The organism is Borrelia duttonii Ly (genome assembly GCF_000019685.1).
Classification (GTDB): domain Bacteria; phylum Spirochaetota; class Spirochaetia; order Borreliales; family Borreliaceae; genus Borrelia; species Borrelia duttonii.
This window is the reverse complement of sequence record NC_011247.1, coordinates 130,213-153,400: the sequence shown is the minus strand read 5'-3', so window position 1 is coordinate 153,400 and position 23,188 is coordinate 130,213. Positions and strand designations below refer to the sequence as shown.

Annotated in this window: 20 protein-coding genes; 9 read left to right on the top strand and 11 right to left on the bottom strand. The window is 25.6% G+C overall.

Annotated features, from left to right (window positions below; genetic code table 11):
* Positions 1-138: 138 nt before the first annotated feature.
* The 10 genes from BDU_RS05100 to BDU_RS05055 form a co-directional block, all read right to left on the bottom strand.
* Positions 139-774, bottom strand: coding sequence for a BTA121 domain-containing protein surface lipoprotein (locus BDU_RS05100; protein WP_012539465.1), 636 nt, complete (start codon positions 772-774; stop codon positions 139-141).
* 322 nt (positions 775-1,096) lie between these two features.
* Positions 1,097-2,749: a BTA121 domain-containing protein surface lipoprotein gene (locus BDU_RS05095; protein WP_012539464.1), complete on the bottom strand. Its 1,653-nt coding sequence runs from the start codon at positions 2,747-2,749 to the stop codon at positions 1,097-1,099.
* 58 nt (positions 2,750-2,807) lie between these two features.
* The gene (locus BDU_RS05090; RefSeq protein WP_041177824.1) at positions 2,808-4,457 is read right to left on the bottom strand and encodes a BTA121 domain-containing protein surface lipoprotein; all 1,650 of its coding nucleotides are present in this window, start codon (positions 4,455-4,457) and stop codon (positions 2,808-2,810) included.
* A 104-nt stretch (positions 4,458-4,561) separates the two neighbouring features.
* Positions 4,562-5,368, bottom strand: coding sequence for a BTA121 domain-containing protein surface lipoprotein (locus tag BDU_RS05085; RefSeq protein WP_012539462.1), 807 nt, complete (start codon positions 5,366-5,368; stop codon positions 4,562-4,564).
* Positions 5,369-5,583: 215 nt separating this feature from the next.
* Positions 5,584-7,506: a BTA121 domain-containing protein surface lipoprotein gene (locus BDU_RS05080; RefSeq protein WP_041177823.1), complete on the bottom strand. Its 1,923-nt coding sequence runs from the start codon at positions 7,504-7,506 to the stop codon at positions 5,584-5,586.
* Between the two features lie 655 nt (positions 7,507-8,161).
* The gene (locus BDU_RS05075; RefSeq protein ID WP_041177822.1) at positions 8,162-9,397 is read right to left on the bottom strand and encodes a BTA121 domain-containing protein surface lipoprotein; all 1,236 of its coding nucleotides are present in this window, start codon (positions 9,395-9,397) and stop codon (positions 8,162-8,164) included.
* Between the two features lie 142 nt (positions 9,398-9,539).
* Positions 9,540-10,598, bottom strand: a complete 1,059-nt coding sequence (locus BDU_RS05070; protein ID WP_012539459.1) for a BTA121 domain-containing protein surface lipoprotein — start codon at positions 10,596-10,598, stop codon at positions 9,540-9,542.
* 130 nt (positions 10,599-10,728) lie between these two features.
* Complete coding sequence (locus BDU_RS05065) at positions 10,729-11,862, bottom strand: RNA-guided endonuclease InsQ/TnpB family protein (protein ID WP_012539458.1); 1,134 nt, start codon at positions 11,860-11,862, stop codon at positions 10,729-10,731.
* Positions 11,863-12,074: 212 nt separating this feature from the next.
* A complete protein-coding gene (locus BDU_RS05060) occupies positions 12,075-13,178 on the bottom strand; it encodes a BTA121 domain-containing protein surface lipoprotein (RefSeq protein ID WP_012539457.1) in 1,104 nt (367 codons plus the stop codon).
* A 498-nt stretch (positions 13,179-13,676) separates the two neighbouring features.
* Positions 13,677-14,465: a hypothetical protein gene (locus tag BDU_RS05055; RefSeq protein WP_012539456.1), complete on the bottom strand. Its 789-nt coding sequence runs from the start codon at positions 14,463-14,465 to the stop codon at positions 13,677-13,679.
* Between the two features lie 1,341 nt (positions 14,466-15,806).
* On the opposite strand from BDU_RS05055, the gene BDU_RS05050 reads away from it, so the two are divergent.
* The 7 genes from BDU_RS05050 (at position 15,807) to BDU_RS05020 (ending at position 19,813) form a co-directional block, all read left to right on the top strand.
* The gene (locus BDU_RS05050; RefSeq protein ID WP_012539455.1) at positions 15,807-16,136 is read left to right on the top strand and encodes a contractile injection system sheath initiator; all 330 of its coding nucleotides are present in this window, start codon (positions 15,807-15,809) and stop codon (positions 16,134-16,136) included.
* Positions 16,133-16,993: a DUF276 domain-containing protein gene (locus BDU_RS05045; protein WP_012539454.1), complete on the top strand. Its 861-nt coding sequence runs from the start codon at positions 16,133-16,135 to the stop codon at positions 16,991-16,993. The genes BDU_RS05050 and BDU_RS05045 overlap by 4 nt, the downstream gene beginning before the upstream one ends.
* 3 nt (positions 16,994-16,996) lie before the next feature.
* Positions 16,997-17,578, top strand: coding sequence for a DUF735 family protein (locus BDU_RS05040; protein WP_012539453.1), 582 nt, complete (start codon positions 16,997-16,999; stop codon positions 17,576-17,578).
* Positions 17,579-17,615: 37 nt separating this feature from the next.
* Positions 17,616-18,728: a DUF685 domain-containing protein gene (locus BDU_RS05035; RefSeq protein ID WP_012539452.1), complete on the top strand. Its 1,113-nt coding sequence runs from the start codon at positions 17,616-17,618 to the stop codon at positions 18,726-18,728.
* A 117-nt stretch (positions 18,729-18,845) separates the two neighbouring features.
* The gene (locus BDU_RS05030; RefSeq protein WP_041177821.1) at positions 18,846-19,031 is read left to right on the top strand and encodes a BlyA family holin; all 186 of its coding nucleotides are present in this window, start codon (positions 18,846-18,848) and stop codon (positions 19,029-19,031) included.
* A gap of 36 nt (positions 19,032-19,067) precedes the next feature.
* On the top strand, positions 19,068-19,451 hold the full coding sequence (locus BDU_RS05025) for a BlyB family putative holin accessory protein (protein WP_012539451.1): 384 nt from the start codon (positions 19,068-19,070) through the stop codon (positions 19,449-19,451).
* On the top strand, positions 19,448-19,813 hold the full coding sequence (locus BDU_RS05020; RefSeq protein WP_012539450.1) for a BBA14 family lipoprotein: 366 nt from the start codon (positions 19,448-19,450) through the stop codon (positions 19,811-19,813). The genes BDU_RS05025 and BDU_RS05020 overlap by 4 nt, the downstream gene beginning before the upstream one ends.
* Positions 19,814-20,021: 208 nt before the next feature.
* Here the strand turns inward: BDU_RS05020 and tnpA are convergent, their stop codons facing one another.
* Positions 20,022-20,435, bottom strand: a complete 414-nt coding sequence (gene tnpA / locus BDU_RS07730; protein WP_081434523.1) for an IS200/IS605 family transposase — start codon at positions 20,433-20,435, stop codon at positions 20,022-20,024.
* 39 nt (positions 20,436-20,474) lie between these two features.
* Here tnpA and BDU_RS05015 point away from each other — a divergent pair, with 39 nt between their 5' ends.
* Together BDU_RS05015 and BDU_RS05010 are read left to right on the top strand one after the other, a co-directional pair.
* Positions 20,475-21,608, top strand: coding sequence for an RNA-guided endonuclease TnpB family protein (locus tag BDU_RS05015; RefSeq protein WP_012539448.1), 1,134 nt, complete (start codon positions 20,475-20,477; stop codon positions 21,606-21,608).
* 452 nt (positions 21,609-22,060) lie between these two features.
* Positions 22,061-23,170, top strand: a complete 1,110-nt coding sequence (locus BDU_RS05010) for a plasmid maintenance protein (RefSeq protein WP_012539447.1) — start codon at positions 22,061-22,063, stop codon at positions 23,168-23,170.
* Positions 23,171-23,188 lie beyond the last annotated feature (18 nt).

The following is a 23,188-nucleotide window of genomic DNA, read 5'->3' as shown; positions in this document are numbered from 1 at the left end:
AGAACATCAAATTCATCATCACTATATGTCTTACAACCTTAAGTCTTAACAATTTCAGGATCAGTTACTACGGATTTTATATAATCAAACCCTTTCTACACATTATCAGAAAGGGTTAAATAATAATTTATTGAATGCTCAGTTCCTAGAATACTTGCTTAATGCATCAATTTTCATATTAATAAAATCATCAATATAAGAACTATCATAACTGATAATTTGATTATATAGCTCATCAAGAACAGATGCACTAAATACTTTTTTTAGATCTAATTTATAAGCTTTATTTTTAAGATCAAATCTAATTTGCATTTCTCTCTTTAAATCTCCATCACTAACTTTACTAATAGCAAGTTCGGCTTCTCTCAATGCATTAAAAGTTCCAAGCAAATGGTTCACAATTTCAATGATTTTATCTGCTCCCAAATTATTTAATAACTCATAAAACTCAATATAGTCATATATCTCACACTGACCCTGCGCATCTACAATATCAGAATCACACAATGCTTCTTTTATATAAAAAATTAACATTTTGCCATTTTCTGACACCCCAAATAAATCAAGTAACTCATAAAGTTCAAGGTCTATAGAATCAATACCACCCTCTTCATACTTTTCTAATAATCTACTTCCTTTGTCTAATGTTTGATCAATCAAAGAATTCACAACAAGTGAAGTACCATCAAAATCAGAAACATCTTTAGATGTTAAGTTACAATTCATTATCAATACTAATAATAACAATAAAGCATAAAATACTTGCCTAATCACTAAATATCTCCTCTTACAATTTAAATATATTTTTTATATTTTTTACTTAATAGTTGTTACCTACACCTAAATTCTTGTTAAATTAACAATATTATAAATATAGTACAAACCATATTATAACAGAAATTATATTAATAACCATTATTAATATCAATTAATTAAAAAAGAGTTTAATAATAATTAAACTCTTTACTTATAAAGTAAATATATTTTTATACAAATTACAAATAATGTATAATAAAAAATAAAGCCTCAAGAACACCTTGAAAGCTTTATTTAATCATTCTGATTTATCAAATGGAAACTATAAAATATCTCTCAATTACAAACCTTCAACATCAATATTATCAAAAAAGCTTTCAAAATCAAGTTGAATGTCCCATACTTCACTATAATTTTTCCGTGAAGAATCATCAAATTCAAAAGTAGCCTCATTAACACCATGAAAGAATTTTTTCAAACTAACATGATATTTTTTTACTAGCTCATCTCTCTTTTGTAAAAGTTTGTTCTTTCTAACAGGGTTTTCCTTAATCTCATTAATATACTCTTCAATATAAGATTGACAAGTAGCAAAGTTCATTTGACGCTGTACTAGTTCTGAAAAATAATAATCACTGCTTGCAAAGATAAGATAAAATTTATAATCATCTGTATATGTTTTATAACCCTTATCGGCAGCAATATTAGCATTAAATACTATGTTTCTTATAAATTCAACTGCTACTTTTTCTGCATAAGATAATTTATTATACTTGGAAATAAATTCGTTACGAATAGAATAATATCTATCAATATCCAAAAAATATGCATCATTAAAAGGAAAATAAAAGTTATAATCATTAATATCATACTTTGAAGAAAATGGAATATTGTCATAAATTTCAACAGCAGTAGACTTGTTAAATATTTGTTTTAAATACTCTGGATAACCGCTGTCTTTTTGAGACAATGTATCTTCTAATTTTAGCTTCCATGTTGTCAAACTCGTAACTAGTCTATCTTTTAACTCTGTGGTGGCATCTATATTTTTCATATTATCAAAATAACCAATTTGAACTTTAACATCTCTTGCCCTTCTCATATATCCCAAATGCATTCTAACAACTCTTTTAAGTTGATAATTACTCCAACTACTAAATAAAATATCAAACTCATCATCACTATATGTCTTCAAATTTTGACCTCTAGCAATATTAGCAGAAGTTAATATGTTTCTTATCTCTTGAATTCCTTTTTGGTCATCATCAACAAATGCCGAATAACGATCTCTCACATCTGTTAAATCTTTAAAATTTGATGCATCGATTTCAATAAGTTCGAATTTTCCATAATAAGGATTGTGATACTCAAGAGAAACTTTAATAATCGAAAAATCAGAACTATCAAATACTTTCTTAAGATAACGTTCATACTCTTTCTTTACAAACATCAATCTATTCAATAAACCTTGCTTAAGAATATTGTTCCTACAATCACCAATCAATACCCGTGATGCTTTTAATGAAGTAAAAACTCTAATTAACTTTGACCTAATAACTGAAACTTGCCCTGCTCCCCAACTATCCAACAAATCATGAAACTCAGAAACTGTATATGTCTTATAAACACCTTGATCATCCGTAATAGTAGGATCACATAATACTTTTTTTAGATAAACAAATACATCTCTATCTTCTTTTTGTATATTAAGTCTAGTAAGCAAATTATCAAGCTCAACATCCATATCACCAATATCTATACCCATACCCATTTCTTCAACACCCTTTCTTACAGCTGGTGTATCATATTCCACTCTTGGACTAAAAGGCTCATCTACAAACCTATTAACTTCATATAAAGGACCAACAACAACAGATTTACCAAAAGAATTTTCCAATCCCTTACCATCTTTAGCAAGATCCGAAGATTTTAAATTACAACTTATTATTAATACCAATGATACTAATAAAACACAAATTTTTTCCCCAAACATAAATATCTCCTTTTACATTTATATCAAATATTAACTAATTTTTATTGTTCACTACAAATCATGATCCAGATTTTTTCAATTCCTCAGCCTTTTTAATATTATAAATTTCCCCAATTTTATTCATAATTTTCTCAAATTCATTCTTATAATCATGTTGATACAAATTACTATCAGTAAAGTCAAAAAAATTTTTACTATCTTTTTTTAATCGCAAAAACAATTGTTTCAAATATGCAGGATAATTAAGTACAAACTTATCAAAATCATCACTTATTATTGATAACATATCAGAATCTTTAAGCTCAATGTGAATCATATCTACAAAATCATCTTTCTCTTTGATGATCTTCATAACTTTAATATGAGCAGAAAGTGCTGGAAGAAAAAATCTACCATCACCTAATAAAGAATAAAATTCATAATCAACAACAGTATTTTCAGATGATAAATTATTAACAGAAGAATCAACTACTTTTAATCTCATATCCTCAACTTCTTTTTTTTCTGAATCAGACAACTTATTATATATAACTGGAAAATCCTGCATAGCATTATAATAATAATTCATTACATAATTAAAAATCAAAAAATCTTTTGTAAACTTAGGATCAAAAAGAAAATCGAGAGATGGAATACTCTCATAAACTTCAGCAGCAGTAGACTTACTAAATAAACTTTGTAAATATTGTGGATACTTATCCTTAAAAATAGACCAAGAAAAAATAAAAAAATCCTTTAATAAAGTTAAAACCGATTTTATTCCATTTTGAACCTCTTTAGTAGCTTCTATTTCTTCTATCTTATCAAGATTATTAATTTTATATTCAATATCATCTCTCATTTCAAGATATTTTAAACACATTCTTGCAAGTCTCTGAATTTGACTGAAAGTCCAATTGCCTAGCAAAGCATCAAAACCATCATCACTATATTCAATACAAAATTGACATGCACTAGTATTAGAATCAACTATTATTTGTTTGATATACTTAATTGCCTTCTGTTCATCAACAGAAAGCCCCTCTGCAAGTTTTACAAAAGATTTTACATCAGGATTTACATCAGGATTTTCGGAATCAATCATCCCCAATGCACTTTGTTGAATATCAACAAAACTCTTGACAAAACGATTTTCATAATTGACAATGTTGTCATATATATCGCCAATATTTGATTCACTAAATATTTTTCCTAAATCTAAATGATAAGAATTTTTGTTAAGATCTAATTTCAATTGTAATTCTGCTCTTTTTACATTGTTATTAATACCTTTAACAGCTGCCTCTGCTTTTTTTAACAAACTATAAGACCACCATAAATGCTTCCTTAATTCATAAACCCCATCAGACCCCAAATTATTTAACAAATTACAAAATTCAGATTTTGTATATATCTTATAATCACTTTTATTATCTACAACATCAGGATCACACAATATTTTTTTTATATACGAAACTAATTCTTTGCCTTCATCCGAAATTTTAAATTTATCAAGTAACTTATTAACATCAATATCTCTAATCTCAACACTATTTTCCAAAAAGTCTTCAAACGTATTAAATAAACTATTTTGTTCCAATGATTTTCTAGACACAAAGCCCATATTTGATGGTATTTCAGAATTCAAAACTTTTGGAGATTTTAAATTACAATCTATTACCATTAACACTAGTAATAACAATAAAAAAAAATCTTTTCCCCTAACCATTAAACATCTCCAAGTTAAATTCAAACTTTATTATATCATAATACAATAATGTATCTTCAATATTTTAATTTATGCTATGCATCATAATTATAAATATCATCTTATCATTTCTCATCACCATTCATATAATCAAAATGCCTTTTAAGAGAAATAAATTGAACACTATAAGGATTATTATACTGCAAAGAACTATTATATATATCTGCAAAACAAGGCTTATTAAACATACTCTTCAAATCCCTTGCAAATCCATTATATGCCATATTAAAAGTCATTTGAAAATGATTTTTATTACTCTCTTTAAGCTTATCAAAAGCAATCTGAGCATTATTTAATACAATAAAAGTTGGTTTTAAGGATTTAACAATCCTTTTCACAAAAGTTGCACCCAGCTTTTCTAACAAATTATAAAATTCACTATTGCTATATGTCTTATAACCCATATTTAATCCAACATTAACATCGGTTACAAATTTTTTTATAATTCCAATAAACATTTTCTCATCATCAGACAAACCAAATCTATTGATCAAAGAAAAAAACCTTGCTTCCTCTTTTTCTGGAGATTCTTTAACTTCCACAACTTTATCTTTTAATGTAGAAATTGAACTATCGTCACATGTTATTCCAAAAGCCTCAGAATCATCGGGTTTCAAATCTTCTTCTCTTCCTTCATAATTCACAGGTTTGTGCTCCCTATTTTCTGTTGTCGGGGAAGCTACTGATTGCTCAAATCTAGTTAAGGATGTAAAATTAGTATCCGGTTGTTTTGCAACAACTTTACTAGGAATATATACCCCACTATCAGTTGCCAAACCTTGCTTTTTTTGAGTATCTACTCCACAACCCCCAAATATTAAAAAAAATAATAATAATAAAAACAATACATCACAACTTTTCTTCTCATTCATTATTCAAATCTCCTTTTTCTTAAAAATTAAAGCAATAAAAATTAAATTAATAAAAAAATATCAAATAATAAATAATATTAATTAACCAATATAAATCATTTATAGCCAAAACAAAATTTATAAGCTCTAATAATTAAATTTTTTAAGAAATTAATTTAAAAAAAGCCTTGGATTATACTAATCCGAGGCTTAATACCATCTAAAAATGAATAACTTTATATTAATTTGGAGGGAAACATCCTTTTAATTCTATCTAGCATATTATTAAGTCTACTTACAAATGAATTATCAATTTTAAGTACAGGGGGTATATTATCAGCATTAATCATATGAAACAACCCCTTTAAATGAACTTTATACTCTAATACAAGCTTATCAAACTGCCCTTTAAAATACTGCTTTTGATCTTCATTATCAATTTTATTAATTTCTATTTCAACTTCTTTTTGTAAATCACTAAACTGCAAATGCATATTTATAGATTTAACAATCTCAAAACGATCATCACCAAATAAACTATAAACCTCATAATCTTTATATGTTTTATAACCTTCAGCAACACCAATATGAGGATTAGTAATTATAGCTGAAATTTCCATAAACATTTCATGTTCCTTTACTGATAATTTTTCTTGCACTTTTTTTACAAATTCCAAATGAGTAATATTAAATTTAAAGTTAACAAAACGTTCTGCATAGTTATGATTTATATTCTTAACAAGAATAAAGACAGGATCAAAGTTATGAAATAACTCTCGCAAGTATTTTGGATAATTTCTCACAAGAACATCAAAATCTTTCTGTACTGCCTCTTTTTTAGATACATCTCTAATACCCTCAACAAAGTCACTAATTTCATCTCTCTCTTTCAAAGTATCAATATGAGCATCTAAAAAAGATTGAAAATCAAAGTTTGCATTACCAAATAAAGCTTCAAACTCATAAACTTCATATCTTTTATAAGAATCAACACCATTTGACTGAGTTAATATACCTTTCAGATAATCAATGGCATTACGATACTGAGGTTTACACATACGATACACAAACCTATAGGCATTAATATAAACAGCATAGTTACTAAGTGAATTAAACAAATCATATACTGCAACATTAGAATTAGAATTAGACTCAGTAATAGACATAGATTTAAATTTAGAATAAATATCATCAACAATATCCGAATTAAATACCTTTTTAATAGTTAAATGACAATTAGATTTATAAGCATTCAACTTTTGTTGTAAAATACCTCTTCTATCTGACATATGAATAAGGTCAATGTTAATTTGAGCAGTTTCAATTATTTGTAAATTTTTCAAAAATATTTCTACAATATCTTTAATTGTAGTGCTACCCAATTTTCCAAATAAAACATCAAATTCATAATTATCATATGTCCTATAACCCTCAGTACGACCAATATCAGCATCAGTTAGTATTTTACGCATATCATCAATCATTCTTTGCCTCTCACTAGGCAATTTCTCATAACAAGATTCAAAAATTAAAATATATCTGGCTTCATTATAAAGGGTATCAAAATTAAAAGTATGATCACCAACTATACTACCATTGTATATTTCATTATCATTAACAAATGCATTAAAAGCTTTTCTCAAATCAATAAAATAGGGAAGCTTATAATTATCCAACTGAGATCGTAATTTTTCTAAAGCATAAACACTCTTTACAGACTTAATAGCTGCTCTAACTCTAGAGAAAGCACTAAAATTTGACTTGGGTCCTATTAATTTGCGCACACTTGCTACTCCCAAATTTTTTAAAATATCACGAAAATCATCTTGACTCCATGTCTTGTTAGTGTCAGAAGTCATATCAGAATTAGTTACAGCTTCTTTTATCAAAAAAACAAATTCCTTTTCCGATTCATCCATTTCAAACGTATTTAAGAGCTCATTGAGTTGCTTATCATACAAAGCAAAATCAACACCTGTTTCCAAAGGAATGTCTACTTCTTCAAGCTCTTTGTCCACAAATACTTCTTCAAGTGATTTTTTGTAAAGCACAACATCATGTCGTGGAGATTTTAAATTACAACCTATTATTAATATCAATATAATCATGGCATTAACAAACAATATCAATAATAAATTAAATTTCTTTCCTTTAACCATCAAAATATCTCCTCAAATATATTTATTTAAATTTAGTACAATTACTATTTAATTTATGATAAATTATTATATCATTTTAAATATTATATGATAATTAAAATTATATAATAACAATATTATTATTATATAATTTTAAATTTAATACAACTTAATATCTATTTTAGATTGAAATTATTTATTACATTTTAAGGTAAATAACTAATGAAATATAAAGAAAATAAAGTATAATAAAAAGCACTGGTGAATTATTATTATATTGTATTATACTGAATATAACGCTAATTCATTAAAATTTATACATAATTAGCAACAACTATTCTAATCAAACAATATAATTTACAATTATTTATTACAAATAATTTATCGATAAATAAAAATTAAGCCTTAAATCATAATAATCTAAGGCTTAATTATCATTTTTATTAACTAAAATCAACTAAAATCTATTTTACCTAACTAATCAAATTCCGATTTAGTACCAAACCACTATCTTTTGTAAATTTTAATATTACAACCTATAACAACTACAAATAAAAAATACATTTACCAACTCTAAACATTAAATATCTCCTCTCATAATAAAAATTAAATACTTAATCTCTATCTTGAATAACAACTTAAATCCAAATTAAATTAAGTCAAATATAAATATTCTCTATACAATACCCATATCTTTAAGAAAATACCATATCCTATCTTCAAGTCCTTCCATATAAGTACTAAAAGAGGTAGAAAGTTTCATAATACTAGAATATATATCATCAATATCATCAGAATTAAACACACTTTTAATATTAAAAAAATATACTAATTTTACATCACGATGAAATGAATACAAAAACTCACTTTTAGCATTTCGAAAATTCTCTTTCCTCTTATCATCTTTCTCTGCGGCTATATAACCATCAAAAGCATTAATTGAATCAAATAGCAAGTCCATTTTTTTATTTAAATCTGCAAAAATCCCTGCCACTTTCACCATCCTATCAGCACCAAGCTTACCTAATATACGATAAAATTCATAATCATCATATATCTTATAATCTTTAAAATTAAAAACACTAGGATCCATTAGCATATCTTGTAGCAGTAAATCTCTAACACAAAGAATTGCATCTCTATCATCTTCGCACAGTTTGTCATAACAACGATCAAAAGCTCTCATATACAAAATCTCTACTGAAACACTACTCAGTTCATAAATATACGCTACAATTAAATTAGGACTAAAAACCTTATCTTTATCTTTAACAACAACAAATTCATTGAAACTTCTCTTTAAAAATTGAAAATAACTAAAAACTGCAACACAAAAATTGGATTTTAATTCAAACAGTACATCATCAAACTTAATCTTTGGATTAACAACTCTAAAATAAGATATCATTTCGTTGTAAGCTTTCCAAACTTCAATAAATACTGACAATTTGCGAATATTATCAGCACCCAAATTTTTTAAGAGATTATAAAATTCATCTTTTGTATATGTCTCATTATATTCAGAAATCTCTATATTAGGAGAAGTCATAATACTCTCTAGATGCAAAATAAACTTTATGAACTCTTTATCACCTGAAGACATTCCAAATTCACTTAAAAGCTTAACAAGTGGCAAATTCCAATCTAAAACATCAACTTTGCCATTAGCAGAAAGTTCTACAAAAGACACACTTGACTCAATATCTTGTTTTACTTTATCAAAATGTTCTACATTATCAAAACGTCCCACTCTAGCAAAATGTTTTACTTTATCAATAGTTTCCACTCTTTTAACACTTTTCATTTTGCCAAAATGTTTTGATTTATCAATACTTTTTGTGGATTCTAAATCACAACTTATAACAACGATAAATAAAAAAAACAACAAGAAACCTTTTCTTACTCTAAACACTAAATATCTCCTTTTCAAATAACATAATATTAACTTAAATAAGCTATTAATATTAATACATTTATAACCAATACTTCAAAATAAATAAAGAGCTTAAATAAAAAGCTACAGCCCAAAATTGAATCCTCAAATTAATTTTGATCTATTTTACATCAAACTGTAATTTAAAATTATCAATAAAAACAAAAATATCAGCTTTAAGTTGATCTAAATGACTGAAAGCAACAATATTAAAATTTACAAGACTATTATATATGGCATTAATGTCTTTATTATTAAAAATAATCTTTAAAGATAAATCATATGTAGTTTTCATGGTATTAAATGTTCTACGCAAAGAATATTTTGCATTTCGAAAAGCAAATGTCTCTTTTTGATCCATAATGTTATCATAAAGATAATCAGAATATAATTTTTCAATTTCAAATATCTTGTCAATAATATCTAAATGGATTTTTATTATATTTTTAATCCCATTACTACCAAAGTTTCCTAACATTGAATAAAACTCATAACCACAATGTAAAACAGGCTTATCAAAAGCAAGACTCATATTGCTCATAACATTACACATATAATAAATAACTCTTTTCTCATTATCACACAACTCTACAAAACAAGAATCAAAAAATTTAATATTCTCTACATCTTTAACAAATTTATTCAAAATCAAAGAATGATGCTCAAGCGTATCATTAGGATGAATTATATTTTTACCAGCACTAAACATGCCAAAGATTCTCTTTAAAGATAAAAAATAAATATTTTTATAATTTTGAAAATTAAAATTCAAATTATCTCTTAACTTATACCATTTAAGATCAAAAATCATTTTTTCAACTTTCTTTAAATCCTTATAAATCACATTAAATTCCATAATTTTGTCAATATCATCTCTATTCATATTTTTTAATAAATGATAAAATTCATCTTTTGTATATGTTCTATCTGTCTTAGAAACCATTATATCAGGATCTCCTACAACTCTCTCCAAACACATAACAAATTCCTGATTTTCACTAGATATTTTAAATTCATTTAAATCATCAAAAATAAAATTTACAAAACCTATTCTATCTTCAAAAGAAATCTTCTTGGACAAACCTTGTTTATACATTTCACCATTTTTGATAGATTTAAAATTACAACCTATTATTAATATTAAAAATAATAATAAAATAAAACCTCTTTCTTTAACCACTAAATATTCCTCTGTGAACTGCTATTTCTAAATCAAAGATTATAGAAATAGCTTCTTGTTTCATCCCATGATAGCTTTTTAGGTTCTATAAGAACGGTCATCCACTAGAGCATGGTCCACAAGCTTTACTTCAGGCAGTTCCTGCCTTAGTTTTTATTTCCTTATAATAACAAGCTTTAAGATTGAGAGCTGCATTTATATCTCTATCGTGCAAAGTGTTACAACTCCTACAACTCCACCTAATATCACTTAATTTTAGAGTTGTATTTTTAATACCACAATTGTTGCATAGCTTGCTTGATGGAAAATATCTATCAACTTTATGTAAATAGGCTCCGCACCACTCTGATTTATATGATAATTGTCTTACAAACTCATGCCATCCCAAATCATTAACACTTTTGCCAAACATTCCTTTTTGCATACTTTTAATTGATAGGCTTTCTATTACTATATTTTTATAATTAGCTACAAAATAATAAGATAATTTATGTAGAAAATCTTTTCTTTGATTTGAAATTTTCCTATGCAACTTGGCAACTCTTAATCTAGACTTAGCTCTATTTCTAGAGCCCTTTTGTTTTTTTGATAGTTTTCTTTGGCATTTCTTAAGTTTACGTTCATTTTTTAGTAAACATTTGGGATGATTGATTTTCTCACCCCCACTACTTACTAAAAAATGCCTCATGCTCATATCAATACTAACTATCTCTTTTTTATTGCATTTAGTTTTATCGTTATTTTTAACATCTAAGCACTCAACTGCTACTGAAATGTAATATTTATCATCAGTATCTTTTTCTACTACTACATTTTTAATAACTTCATTGCTTTTAATTTTCCTATGTAGAGCCAACTTTACAAATCCTATTTTAGGTAGCTTTATATAATCATTTTCTATTCTTATTGAGTTTTTTTGATTATTAGTTCTAAAGGTTTGCCTATTTTTCTTACTTTTATATTTAGGAAATCCTTGCGTTCTATTTACTTTTTTAATTTCTCTAAAAAAATTACTATATGCAGAATTTAAGTCAAGTTGGGCATTGCAAAGAGCCAAACTATCAACTTCCTTTAAGAATGGAAATTCATTTTTATAATTACTTGGATTAACACTAAGACTTTTCTTATTTTTTTCATAATAATCTTTCTTATCACTTAACATTTTGTTATACAAAAATCTTACACATGCAAATACTTTTGAAAAATATTTCTTTTGATTGGCGTTGGGATATATTCTGTACTTATAAGCTTTATTAACACTCATTATTTTTTAAAATTATTATATTATATTTTAACTTACGTTACAAATTCATCTCCACCTAAATTTCATAGAAATTATAGGTGGAGTATTCTTTTTAATTTTTTGACAAAATTAAACAATCCTCAAATTTTCTTATTGAATATTTTAAACTATCTTTTATTGCATGATAATTTAATATCCAAAATCCATTAATATCTAAATATTAATGTTACAACTCAATAGTCCATTACCCTTGCTTTCAAATTTTCAAAATCGGTTTCATAACTATCCAAACCTTCAAAAGACATATCATCAGAAACAATCCTAGGAAACACTTCTTTTAAATATAATTTAAACCTATCTTCAAGCCCATTAAAAACTTCAGTAAATTGACTTGCTACAGCATCATCTTCAATCTCAAACTTAATTTCTTCTCGAAGTGACGACATTAATTCAAAAATCGGCTCACATTTTTCAACAAATTGCAAATAGCGATTATTACCAGTCTCATCTCCAAACAAAACACAAAAGTCATAATAAAAATACATCTTAGATTGTGACTCATCTTCAACATTAAAGTCAGTTAACTCATTGCTTATATAATCAAAAGATGAACGTAATTTTACAGAAAAACCAGAATGTATACGTCTAAAAATTCTAAGACGTTCATAATCACTCTCAAAAACATCTAAATTCTCCTCATAAGCCTTCATCACAGAAACAATACCATCATAGATTGTATTAAAATCATCTTTTTGAAAAGCACCTCTAAATTCTAATGCATAATTACGATCGCAATCATTTAACTTATTATTAAAATGTTCTTTTATCTTTCTAATATCAAAATTCATCATCATCCATTGAATGTCACTTCTTTTCTTATTAAGACGAGAATATTCTGACATAATATGTGAAAGTTTATTAATACCCAAATTACCCCATACACGATAAAATCTAGGTTGATCATCTTTATATTCCTCACTATCACTATAACCCTCAAAACCACTGGCCATTTTTTGCACAGAATGAAATACTACCTTATCATTATACATAAGAGCTGAATAAAAATTTTTAATTGACTCAATCTCTTCTGGTTTCTCTTCTCGTATCCCTCCTTGACTTCCCCCTGCTTCCACTCTTCTTTCTTTTAAATCAAATTTTGATTCTAAATCTTGACTCTCAAAACCTGGTTTCGCAACATCTACATTCTCACTAGTAAACTTTTTTAAAGGCAATTTTTCATCGGGGAATTTAGAACTACTTGTAGAAGTACTTAACCCACAACTCATATCTGTAAGTAACAATAAAAACAAAACTGAATTATAAAAATCCTTTTCCATAAATATATCTCCTTCTAGATTAAAATTAATCCACTACCACATGCCAATATTACCACACAATATAGAGTATAATTAACATTCTATATAAAAACAATTTAACCCACAAATCATTTACTCTAAAGTACTCAATATATCAACACTAATTAATATTGATTTTATAATCATAGAATTACTTGCATTTCACAAGTTTAACTCCCTTAAAATTGATTTTTATCATTGTATACCTATCTTTAAAAGATTACAATTATCTTTTTAAATTAATATTATTAAATTTAAATAAATAAAACATTTATATTAAATTGATACACATATAAACTAAATTTTAAACTTTGACCTTATCTTTAGAGAAATTACTTTTAACAAATAACAAATTACCAGGAAATAAACATTTTCTGGTAATTCACTTATAAAATTTACAATGAATAGTAATAAATAATCTAATAGATAATCTATACAGATTACCATTCCCAAAAATCAACCAGCATATCTAAACAAATGTTAACTTTCAAGCTGTTCTTTGCTCAACTCTTCACTTTGCTCACTTTGAAGTTCTGGAGAAGAATCTTGAGATTTCTGTTTTTCAGGCATAAAAGGCGACATTAAAACCTCTATAGTTGCTTCCAATTTCAAACAATAATCATCGGCTTTCCTTACATCCTCACGAGTTCTTTTTTCCTCTTCAGCAGCTTTTTGATAATCATCCCATTTCCTATCAACTTCCTTTGTAAGTTCAAAATATTTATTATCGGAATAATCAATGCTATTTCCACCTTTAGCCTTAACAAATTCATTCAATGCAGCAAGAGCCTTACTACAAAGTTCATAAGCAATATTTCTTTCAGAACAAGCTTTATCCCAAATATCATATACATACTGCAATCTTTGCTGTGCCTTTTCTAATTTTTTAAGCAAAATACGAAAAGATTTAGGACTACTATCCCAAGGGTAGGTATAATCATTAATTTTATCAACATCAATATTATCAATATCATTAATATCAATATCATTAATATCAATATCACCTGGCTCCAAATATTGTTTCTCAGCAACATTAGGTACAAGCCCTTCAACATTAGGTACAAGCTCTTCTCTTTTTACTAAATTTCCTTTATCTTTTCCATTAATTCCATTAATATCATCATTCTTAAAATCAATCATTCCATCACTACTTATAGACTTTCCATCCAATTTATCAAGAACACCTCTTAACAAACCAATACCAGAATCTAAATCACAACCTATAAATAGCATTAAAATAACAGCTAATAATATATTATTTCTCTGCATTCTTCACCTCGCATTTTTCCCAACAAGAATACTACAAACATATCACTAATTTTATTATTTACAATGTTAATTTATAATTTCTATTTTAAAACCACAATGTCAACAAAACAAAATCTAAACATCACAAAAAAATAAATAATAAAACAAAAATGCTTTTTAATACTGCTTCTTATCTCAGCATATAAATGTTGGGCATAAATATTTAAACAAAAAACTTTAAACTCTAGACTTTCATAATACATTTTGATAGCATTTAAATTGTACTAAATATATCTTGATATTTGGTATAAATTCAAAATAGAGGATAAAAGATGAAAAAATGTTTATTTATGTTGTTACTCACTATGCTTTCATGTTCATCTTTAGATGAAGAAGATTCCAGCAACAATGAATATTACCAAGATGAGTATAATAGAGAAGAGGAATGGTAAGCTTTATAATCAATATGTGAAAGCAATAATAAAATTAAAAATTATAATCATTAGCAACCTTTTTAAAGTTTTTGCAACTTCTTTTTAGAACTTATATATTAACAATATCACTAGCTATTTGCTAGTGATTATATTAGCAATATGTATTTTTATACATATTGCTAAAAGAAATTATAATTCTATTTAACTATAAATACTCAAAATTGCAATTATGAAAATTAAAGTGCCAATGATATGCTCCAATGATTTTTAAAATTTATGACAAGCAAATCTCACTATCAATTATTAACAATTAGATTAAAATCATTAATTTGGTTTTATATAAAAATTAATAAGTTTTCAATCAAAATAATTTATACTTTATAAGTTAAACCAAATAATAAAAAATATAAAAAAACCATCAATTTTTATATTTTTCTTATTGAAGATCATTAATTAAAAATGTATAATACAAGACATATAATAAAAACAATTATATAAGGTTAAAGTGTTATAAAGTGTATGAAATAATATTATCTTCGTTTATTCTCTTAAAATTTTTCTGTGATGCACTTACAAAAGAAAAGTACTACAGAAAATTTCAACTAAAAAATGTCAACAACTACAGATATCAATTTACATCACAAGAAAAAGAATTATTTCTTATTTAAAGATTGTGTGCTCTAAATGAAGAAATTAAAGCAAGAAAATTAAATTTTATTTAAAATATCAACGAATCTCATTTTTATATTCTTCTCACCTTGGAGACTCTTTAAAGTAAAGAGTCTCTTTTTTATACCAAATCTAAATTAATATTTAAATTTGTTTAAATAAAATGTTTAAATAAATTGATTTTTTTAATAAAAAAATATATTATTTTTGCTAAAAATGTTATAATTATTACCTAGGCAGTAACCTAAGGTAATTAAAAATGGATATTAAAATAGATAATGAATTTAAAATAATTTTTAATAACGATTTAAAAATAGTAGATGGCCTTGATGAGCGAAAACAAAGACTGCTTTTATATCTAAAAACACCTATTGGCAGTCTTTATGACAAAAATTATGGTCTTGATTTTAATTTCTTCATAAAACTTTTAAAGAACCAAAAAGAAGAAGAAATTAAAATCTTTTTTGCAAATGCACTAAAAACCCTAGACATAGACATATTAAATATCAAGATAAAAAAAAAGAATAAAAAAATAATATTACAATTTTTTTTAGCTGGAGATACTGTAAATATGGAATATAACTTATGAGAATAGTATTTGACAAAGAAACTGGAATCATTACAAAATCAATAGAAGAAATACAAAATATAAAAAAAGAAATACTAAAGAGAGAATATAATATTCTTATCAAAGACAATTCCATTTTTGACATAATCAATTACCCAAGTTCTGCCATTGACATGGAAATAATTCAAGCATTAAATGAATTATTTGAAACACTCAAAGAAGGAGGAAAATATTTCAAAAAACTACAACATTCCCTAAGTATACACAAAAGCTCAACTTACGAGGCAGTCAAACAAACATTACTAGCAATTCCACAAATAGAATACGCAAATATTATAAGTTCTGCAGGAACAATACAAATTTACATAATATTTACGAAAGAATATAGAACACTATCAGCCATTACACAAGATATAAAAATACAAATTTGGAAAGCAATATATAATACTGCTCCATGTGGAACAGCATTTAGAGGAAAAATAAAACTTGAATTTTTCAATAAAAACGGACAACAAAAAACATATAAGTTTAGCTTGGGAATAATTAAATATGCATATTTAAAAGTATTATATAAAACCGAAACAGAATCTATCCACAAAGAAATAGATGAAAACATAAGAGAAATTTATAAAAAAATATTTCAAAACAAATACAAAGATATGGGTATCTCTTTTTGCTATCAAGACTTGTTAGGTCCTGTAAGTTTACTACAAGGAATTAGAAAAATGAAAATTGGTATTCATACAAAAGAAAATTTAAATACCAAAATAACAGAAATCAAAGAAAGTGAATTTCAATTCAACAATGACATTGAAATTAAAGCAAACGAACTTATTTCTTTTGATGAAAATTCAAGGCTCATAATAGAAAGAGAATAAGAAATGAAAACAATTCCACACTTTTTACAAAATACACAGATTGCAAAAATTATACAAAGCGAACTTGATTTTAAAAAACAATTATTAAAAGAGCTTAATCAATTACTTGAGAATTTTGCTTCTATTAATGTAGATGAAAGTATCAATTCAAGATACATTGCATTACTAATGCTATCACTATTTAATGCATCTCATTTAAAAAAAGGACTTAAAAAAGATCTAATCAATTATATCAAAGCATTAACATTTGCAATAAAATCAATAGGCACAGATGAAAGTTTTCATTTAATATTTAAAGCATTTTTACATGCAAGAATCGAAATTAATGTTAATCCAAATATACCTGGCGAGATTATCATAAAATTACTTGAACATATAAGATCACCAATTAAATTTAAAATAGCCGGTAAAATTAAAGGAAAATTAAAAACTATTATGATTAAACATAAAGGCAAACTTAAAAAACTTGTATCCAACTACATTCCAAAGGATTTTCAAAATTCAACTTATGGATTTATAAAATCTCTAATTCCTGCAGGGAGAACCATTAAAATTTTTGATATTAATAACAAAGAAATAAAATAAATTCATATCATAAAAAACAAAATAACAAGGAGGGTATATGGAAAATGAACAAGACAATACAGAAGAAAGCATACAAATAAAAGATTTTAACAGAAAAATCACAGTCAATGAAAATGATTTAATTCCCATTGACGATATTGTTGAAGAGACTTATGCAATTACATATAAAAATTTACTTACACAAATTCAAGAAGATACCTTTTATAGAGGTATTGAATATTTTAAACAAGTAATTAGAGAAATAATATCTAAAGAATTACTTGAATACGAATCTCATGTAGACGAAATGTATATAAAAACAATATCTAAACTAATAGGCCTTAAGAACGAAACAAACAAAATTACACTTGATGATGTTTTAAAAAAAATCAAGGAAATATTGATTCAAAATATAAATCAAGCTGGAGATAACATAAATTCAAGCAAAATATCAATCTACAATCCACAAAGACAGGATTTTGAATTAATTGGATTTCAAACATTTATAGACAAATTAAAACAAATTTTTGCAGAAATCACTAATTTAAACAACCTAAAAAACCAGACAGACAAAATTCTTGAACAAATAAAACAAATTACAAGCATTACTAACAATATCAATACTTCTTATCTCAAAAATCACGAACTAGAGTCAAAATTAAAATCTATAATACCAGAAATGCCAGAATACAAATATCCTAACATGGAATTAGAATTTCTTGCTTTTCATCCTACAAACAAACAACTATATAGATTAGGAATAGAATATCGTTATTTAAAAGGAATTCCTAATGATTTTCAATATTGGAACATACAACCTACACACGATGCTTATTATACTTTAAAAGAATTTTATGACAAATTATTAAAAATAGAGATAACAGGCGAAAAAGTAGAGTTAAGGTTTCCGAGAAATTATAAAGAACAAAATATATATCTTCAAATAATGCTTGCCCTTACAAGGGATAAATATCCAAATAATACCATGACTAAAATAATTTACTTGAGATTTTCAGAGAATAGTAATGCATCACAATACAATATTATATATTCCTACACCGGGAAACAACATAACACAACTATCACTCTTCTTGACGGATGGTACAAACTAAAGAGCTATATATATAACAACGATGAAAATCAAGATGTTCCTCATCTTCTTAAATTATAATTTTTGCATATATTTAATTTTTGTTAAAAATATGTTAACATATAAACATAACAAAATTGATGGTTTACTCTTTCTAAAAAAAAATACATCTAACTTAAATTTAAAATGGAGGAAAATATGAATACAGTATTTGACTTTTTATCAAATATTGCCGAGACAAAACTCATAATTATTGGAATCATTACGTTATTTATACTAATCCCTTTGGCTTTATTCTTAAAACCTGTATTAGCTGAAATAGTTAAAATTATTAAGCATTTACTCAAGTATTTAATTGATAAACAAAGTAAAAATAAAAAGTAAAAAATTTATTTAAATAAGGAGATTTAAGGAATATTTATGTTAAATAAAACTAATACCGAACTTGGACTAATTGTCTTAAAAAACCTAATAGAATTTTTTGTATACAGTGATACACAAGATGACGAACTTTTTCAAACTGGTATCAAAAAAGTAATCGATATTTACAAATATATGAATAATATTTACACGAGATCGCTACAAAAAATGGAAATGAAAGAAAGTAAACAAATTGTACTAGAGCTTGAAACTATATTAAGCAAAATAGCAAAACTCATAGATGCAATTAACACCAATGCTGATACAACTTTGATTGAAGACTTGCGATTTGAACGCAATAATCTTATTGAAATTAAAACAAAATTGCTACAAGAAGAATTGGACAAAATAAACAGTAAAAATAAAAAAGGAGGGCAAAAATGAATAAGAAATCAATAGTAAGCCTAATCATTTTATTACAATTTATTACATTTAGTTGCAAATCAATAGCATCGCTTACAAATGAACCTGAGCCACCTATTGAACCTACACTTAAAAACTTAAGCATATATGAAACACAACTAACAAGTTATGTATTATATCTTGAAACTTTTTTAATTAGAGCTAGACAAAAATTTCCAAATTATAATTTCCCACCATTTACACTATTTGATCCGAAAAATTTAAAAGAAGAACATACATTGCAAACAATAAAAGAAAATATCAAACATTTAAAGCATTATATCAACACAACAAAACCCATAGCTATTGATGTATATAAAAAATGTAGCAAGTTAAAAAAGTAAATTTAAAAATACACTAATATCCTTCTTACTCTTTTTTTAAAGTCCCAATGTGGGACTTTAAATTAAATTAATTATATTTCTAAGCTTTATTGCAAATAATATAATTAATTTAAATACTGAAGGATAAAGGTTAATTCAAAATTTAACAAATAATAACAAAGAATTCTCCACCTAAACTTCATAGAAATTATAGGTGGAGAATTCTTTGTTAATAAATGGATTTATTTTGATTTTGAATATATTTTTTGATGATATCAATAGAGGCTCCTCCAGTAGAAATAAGACAATAACTTCTAGACCAAAAATAAGGTTTCCAATAATATTTATCTAAATGAGTAGAATATTTTTTCCTTATAAGCCTTGAAGATACTGTTTTTAGATTATTGATAAATGTAGAAAGTTGAATATTGGGGGTAAATTCTAGTAATAAATGAATATGATCCTTATCATGGTTGAATTCATTAAGGGTTATTTTCCATAAAGAACATATATTAAGTATTATTTGGTAAAGAGAAGATGAAAGCTCGGCATTTATGCATTTATGCCTATATTTAGTAACTAATACTAGGTGATAATTAATAGAATATACGCAGTGATTATTAAAAGTTAGCTTGTGTGACATATACACTTAAGTATAAAATATTATAAAATAATAAAACATATGAGTGCTAATAAAGCTTATAAGTACAGAATATATCCTGACGCTAATCAAAAGAAATATTTTTCAAAAGTATTTGGGTGCGTAAGATTTTTGTATAACAAAATGTTAAGTGATAAGAAAGATTATTATGAAAAAAATAAACAAAGTCTTATTACTTATCCAAGCAAATATAAAGAAGAATTTCTATTCTTAAAGGAAGTTGATAGTTTGGCTCTTTGCAATGCCCAACTTGACTTAAATTCTGCGTATAGTAATTTTTTTAGAGAAATTAAAAAAGGAAATAGAACACAAGGATTTCCTAAATATAAAAGTAAGAAAAATAGACAAACCTTTAGAACTAATAATCAAAAAAACTCAATAAGAATAGAAAATGATTATATAAAGCTACCTAAAATAGGATTTGTAAAATTAGCTCTACATAGGAAAATTAAAAGCAATGAACTTATTAAAAATGTAGTAGTAGAAAAAGATACTGATGATAAATATTACATTTCAGTAGCGGTTGAGTGCTTAGATGTTAAAAATAACGATAAAACTAAATGCAATAAAAAAGAGATAGTTGGTATTGATATGAGTATGAGGCATTTTTTAGTAAGTAGTGGGGGTGAGAAAATCAATCATCCCAAATGTTTACTAAAAAATGAATGTAAACTCAAGAAATGCCAAATAAAACTATCAAAAAAACAAAAGGGCTCTAGAAATAGAGCTAAATCTAGATTAAGAGTTGCCAAATTGCATAGGAAAATTTCAAATCAAAGAAAAGATTTTTTACATAAATTATCTTATTATTTTGTAGTTAATTATAAAAATATAGTAATAGAAAGCCTATCAATTAAAAGTATGCAAAAAGGAATGTTTGGCAAAAGTGTTAATGATTTGGGATGGCATGAGTTTGTAAGACAATTATCATATAAATCAGAGTGGTCTAAATCTTATTTGCATAAAGTTGATAGATATTTTCCATCAAGCAAGCTATGCAACAATTGCGGTATTAAAAATACAACTCTAAAATTAAGTGATATTAGGTGGAGTTGTAGGAGTTGTAACACTTTGCACGATAGAGATATAAATGCAGCTCTAAATCTTAAAGCTTATTATTATAAGGAAATAAAAACTAAGGCAGGAACTGCCTGAAGTAAAGCTTGTGGACCATGCTCTAGTGGATGACCGTTCTTATAGAACCTAAAAAGCTATCATGGGATGAAACAAGAAGCTATTTCTATAATCTTTGATTTAGAAATAACAGTTCACTCAAACACAAAATTGATAATTTCATCCATGAAATTTTTTTACATGACTTGCCTTAACAAGGCTCGTCCATTTCTCATTAATTTTAAATAAAAAATTATTAGTACTTATTTGCTCTTAATACAAGTGTTTAATTCTATAATATAGCAAAAACACAAGTTTGTAAAGCATTTTTTAAAGAAATAAAGCACAATTAAAAAAATATAAACAATATTTAATCTTATAAAAAAATAAATATTAATTTATTTTCATATTTGCTAAAACAAGTATTTACTTTTAAGATAAATTGTATTATTAATTAACTTAAGACTTATAAATACTTATATTAGGAGTAAACAATGGAAATCAAAAAAATAAAAGGCAAAACCAACAGATACCAATACAACTTGATTGTACTTATATCAACACTTAATTTTATGAATTTAAAATTAAAGCAATATACACAAACAAACATTTTATATTTTTTTAATGGAAACTTAACTAGAAACAAACAACAGAAAGTCAAGATAAAAACACTACAAAATTATCTATATGAACTTGAGAAAAAATACAAAATCACACTCAACTATTGCAAACATCTAGGTAAGCAATGCGGCAGCGAAATTTATTATAAGCTAAAATATCCAAAAAAAACATGTCATACCAAGATAAATCAATATTTCCGAAACATAAAAAAAGAAAAGATAGACAAATTCACAAAGAGGATAGAAACTTATATTCAAGAAAATGGGAGTCCAAAATGGGAGTGTATTAATAATATAAATAATAATAAAAAGATAGAAGAGAGAATAATAAAAAAGTATATAAGTAAATGCCACTTTAAAATTGATCTTCCTCTTGTTTTATTAAATTCAAAAATAGAAAAAGATTTAAAGATAGAACTTATAAAGGAAATCAAAAAGCATGAAAGAGCCATAGAAGTCCTATCTTTAGACGAAATAAATTTACTCAAAGGAAAGTTAATAGAGGGTACTCCCAACTGTGTTAAGGGCTTTTTAGAAGGGATGGGATATTTGAAAAATACTGAAAGCAAAATTCAAAAACAGGAGATTAAGCAGAAGGAACTTAAAGAAATATTGGACTTAAAACGAAAGGAGCTGGAAAGTCAAAATTATAAAGAAGATGTCCTAAATCAAGAAATAAACAAAATATATGAAAGATACAAAAACAAGCCCCATTTTATTATAGAACAAGACAAATATAGGGATCTAGATTTGTTAATTCAAAAAATAAAAAAGAACACTGAAAAATGCAAATCAAAAACAAAAGAAAGAGATGATATAAAAAACAATATTTTTAGTATATTATTAGAACAGTTGAGGCATAAATTTGATATTGGCATATTGGTACCAACTTTAAAGAAATTTATTAATGCTCAAGACGAATTGAAATATAGTAAAGTAGTTGATAATACGTATTATTACGAACTGCTTGATACAATAAAGTAAAATTTATTATACCAAGGA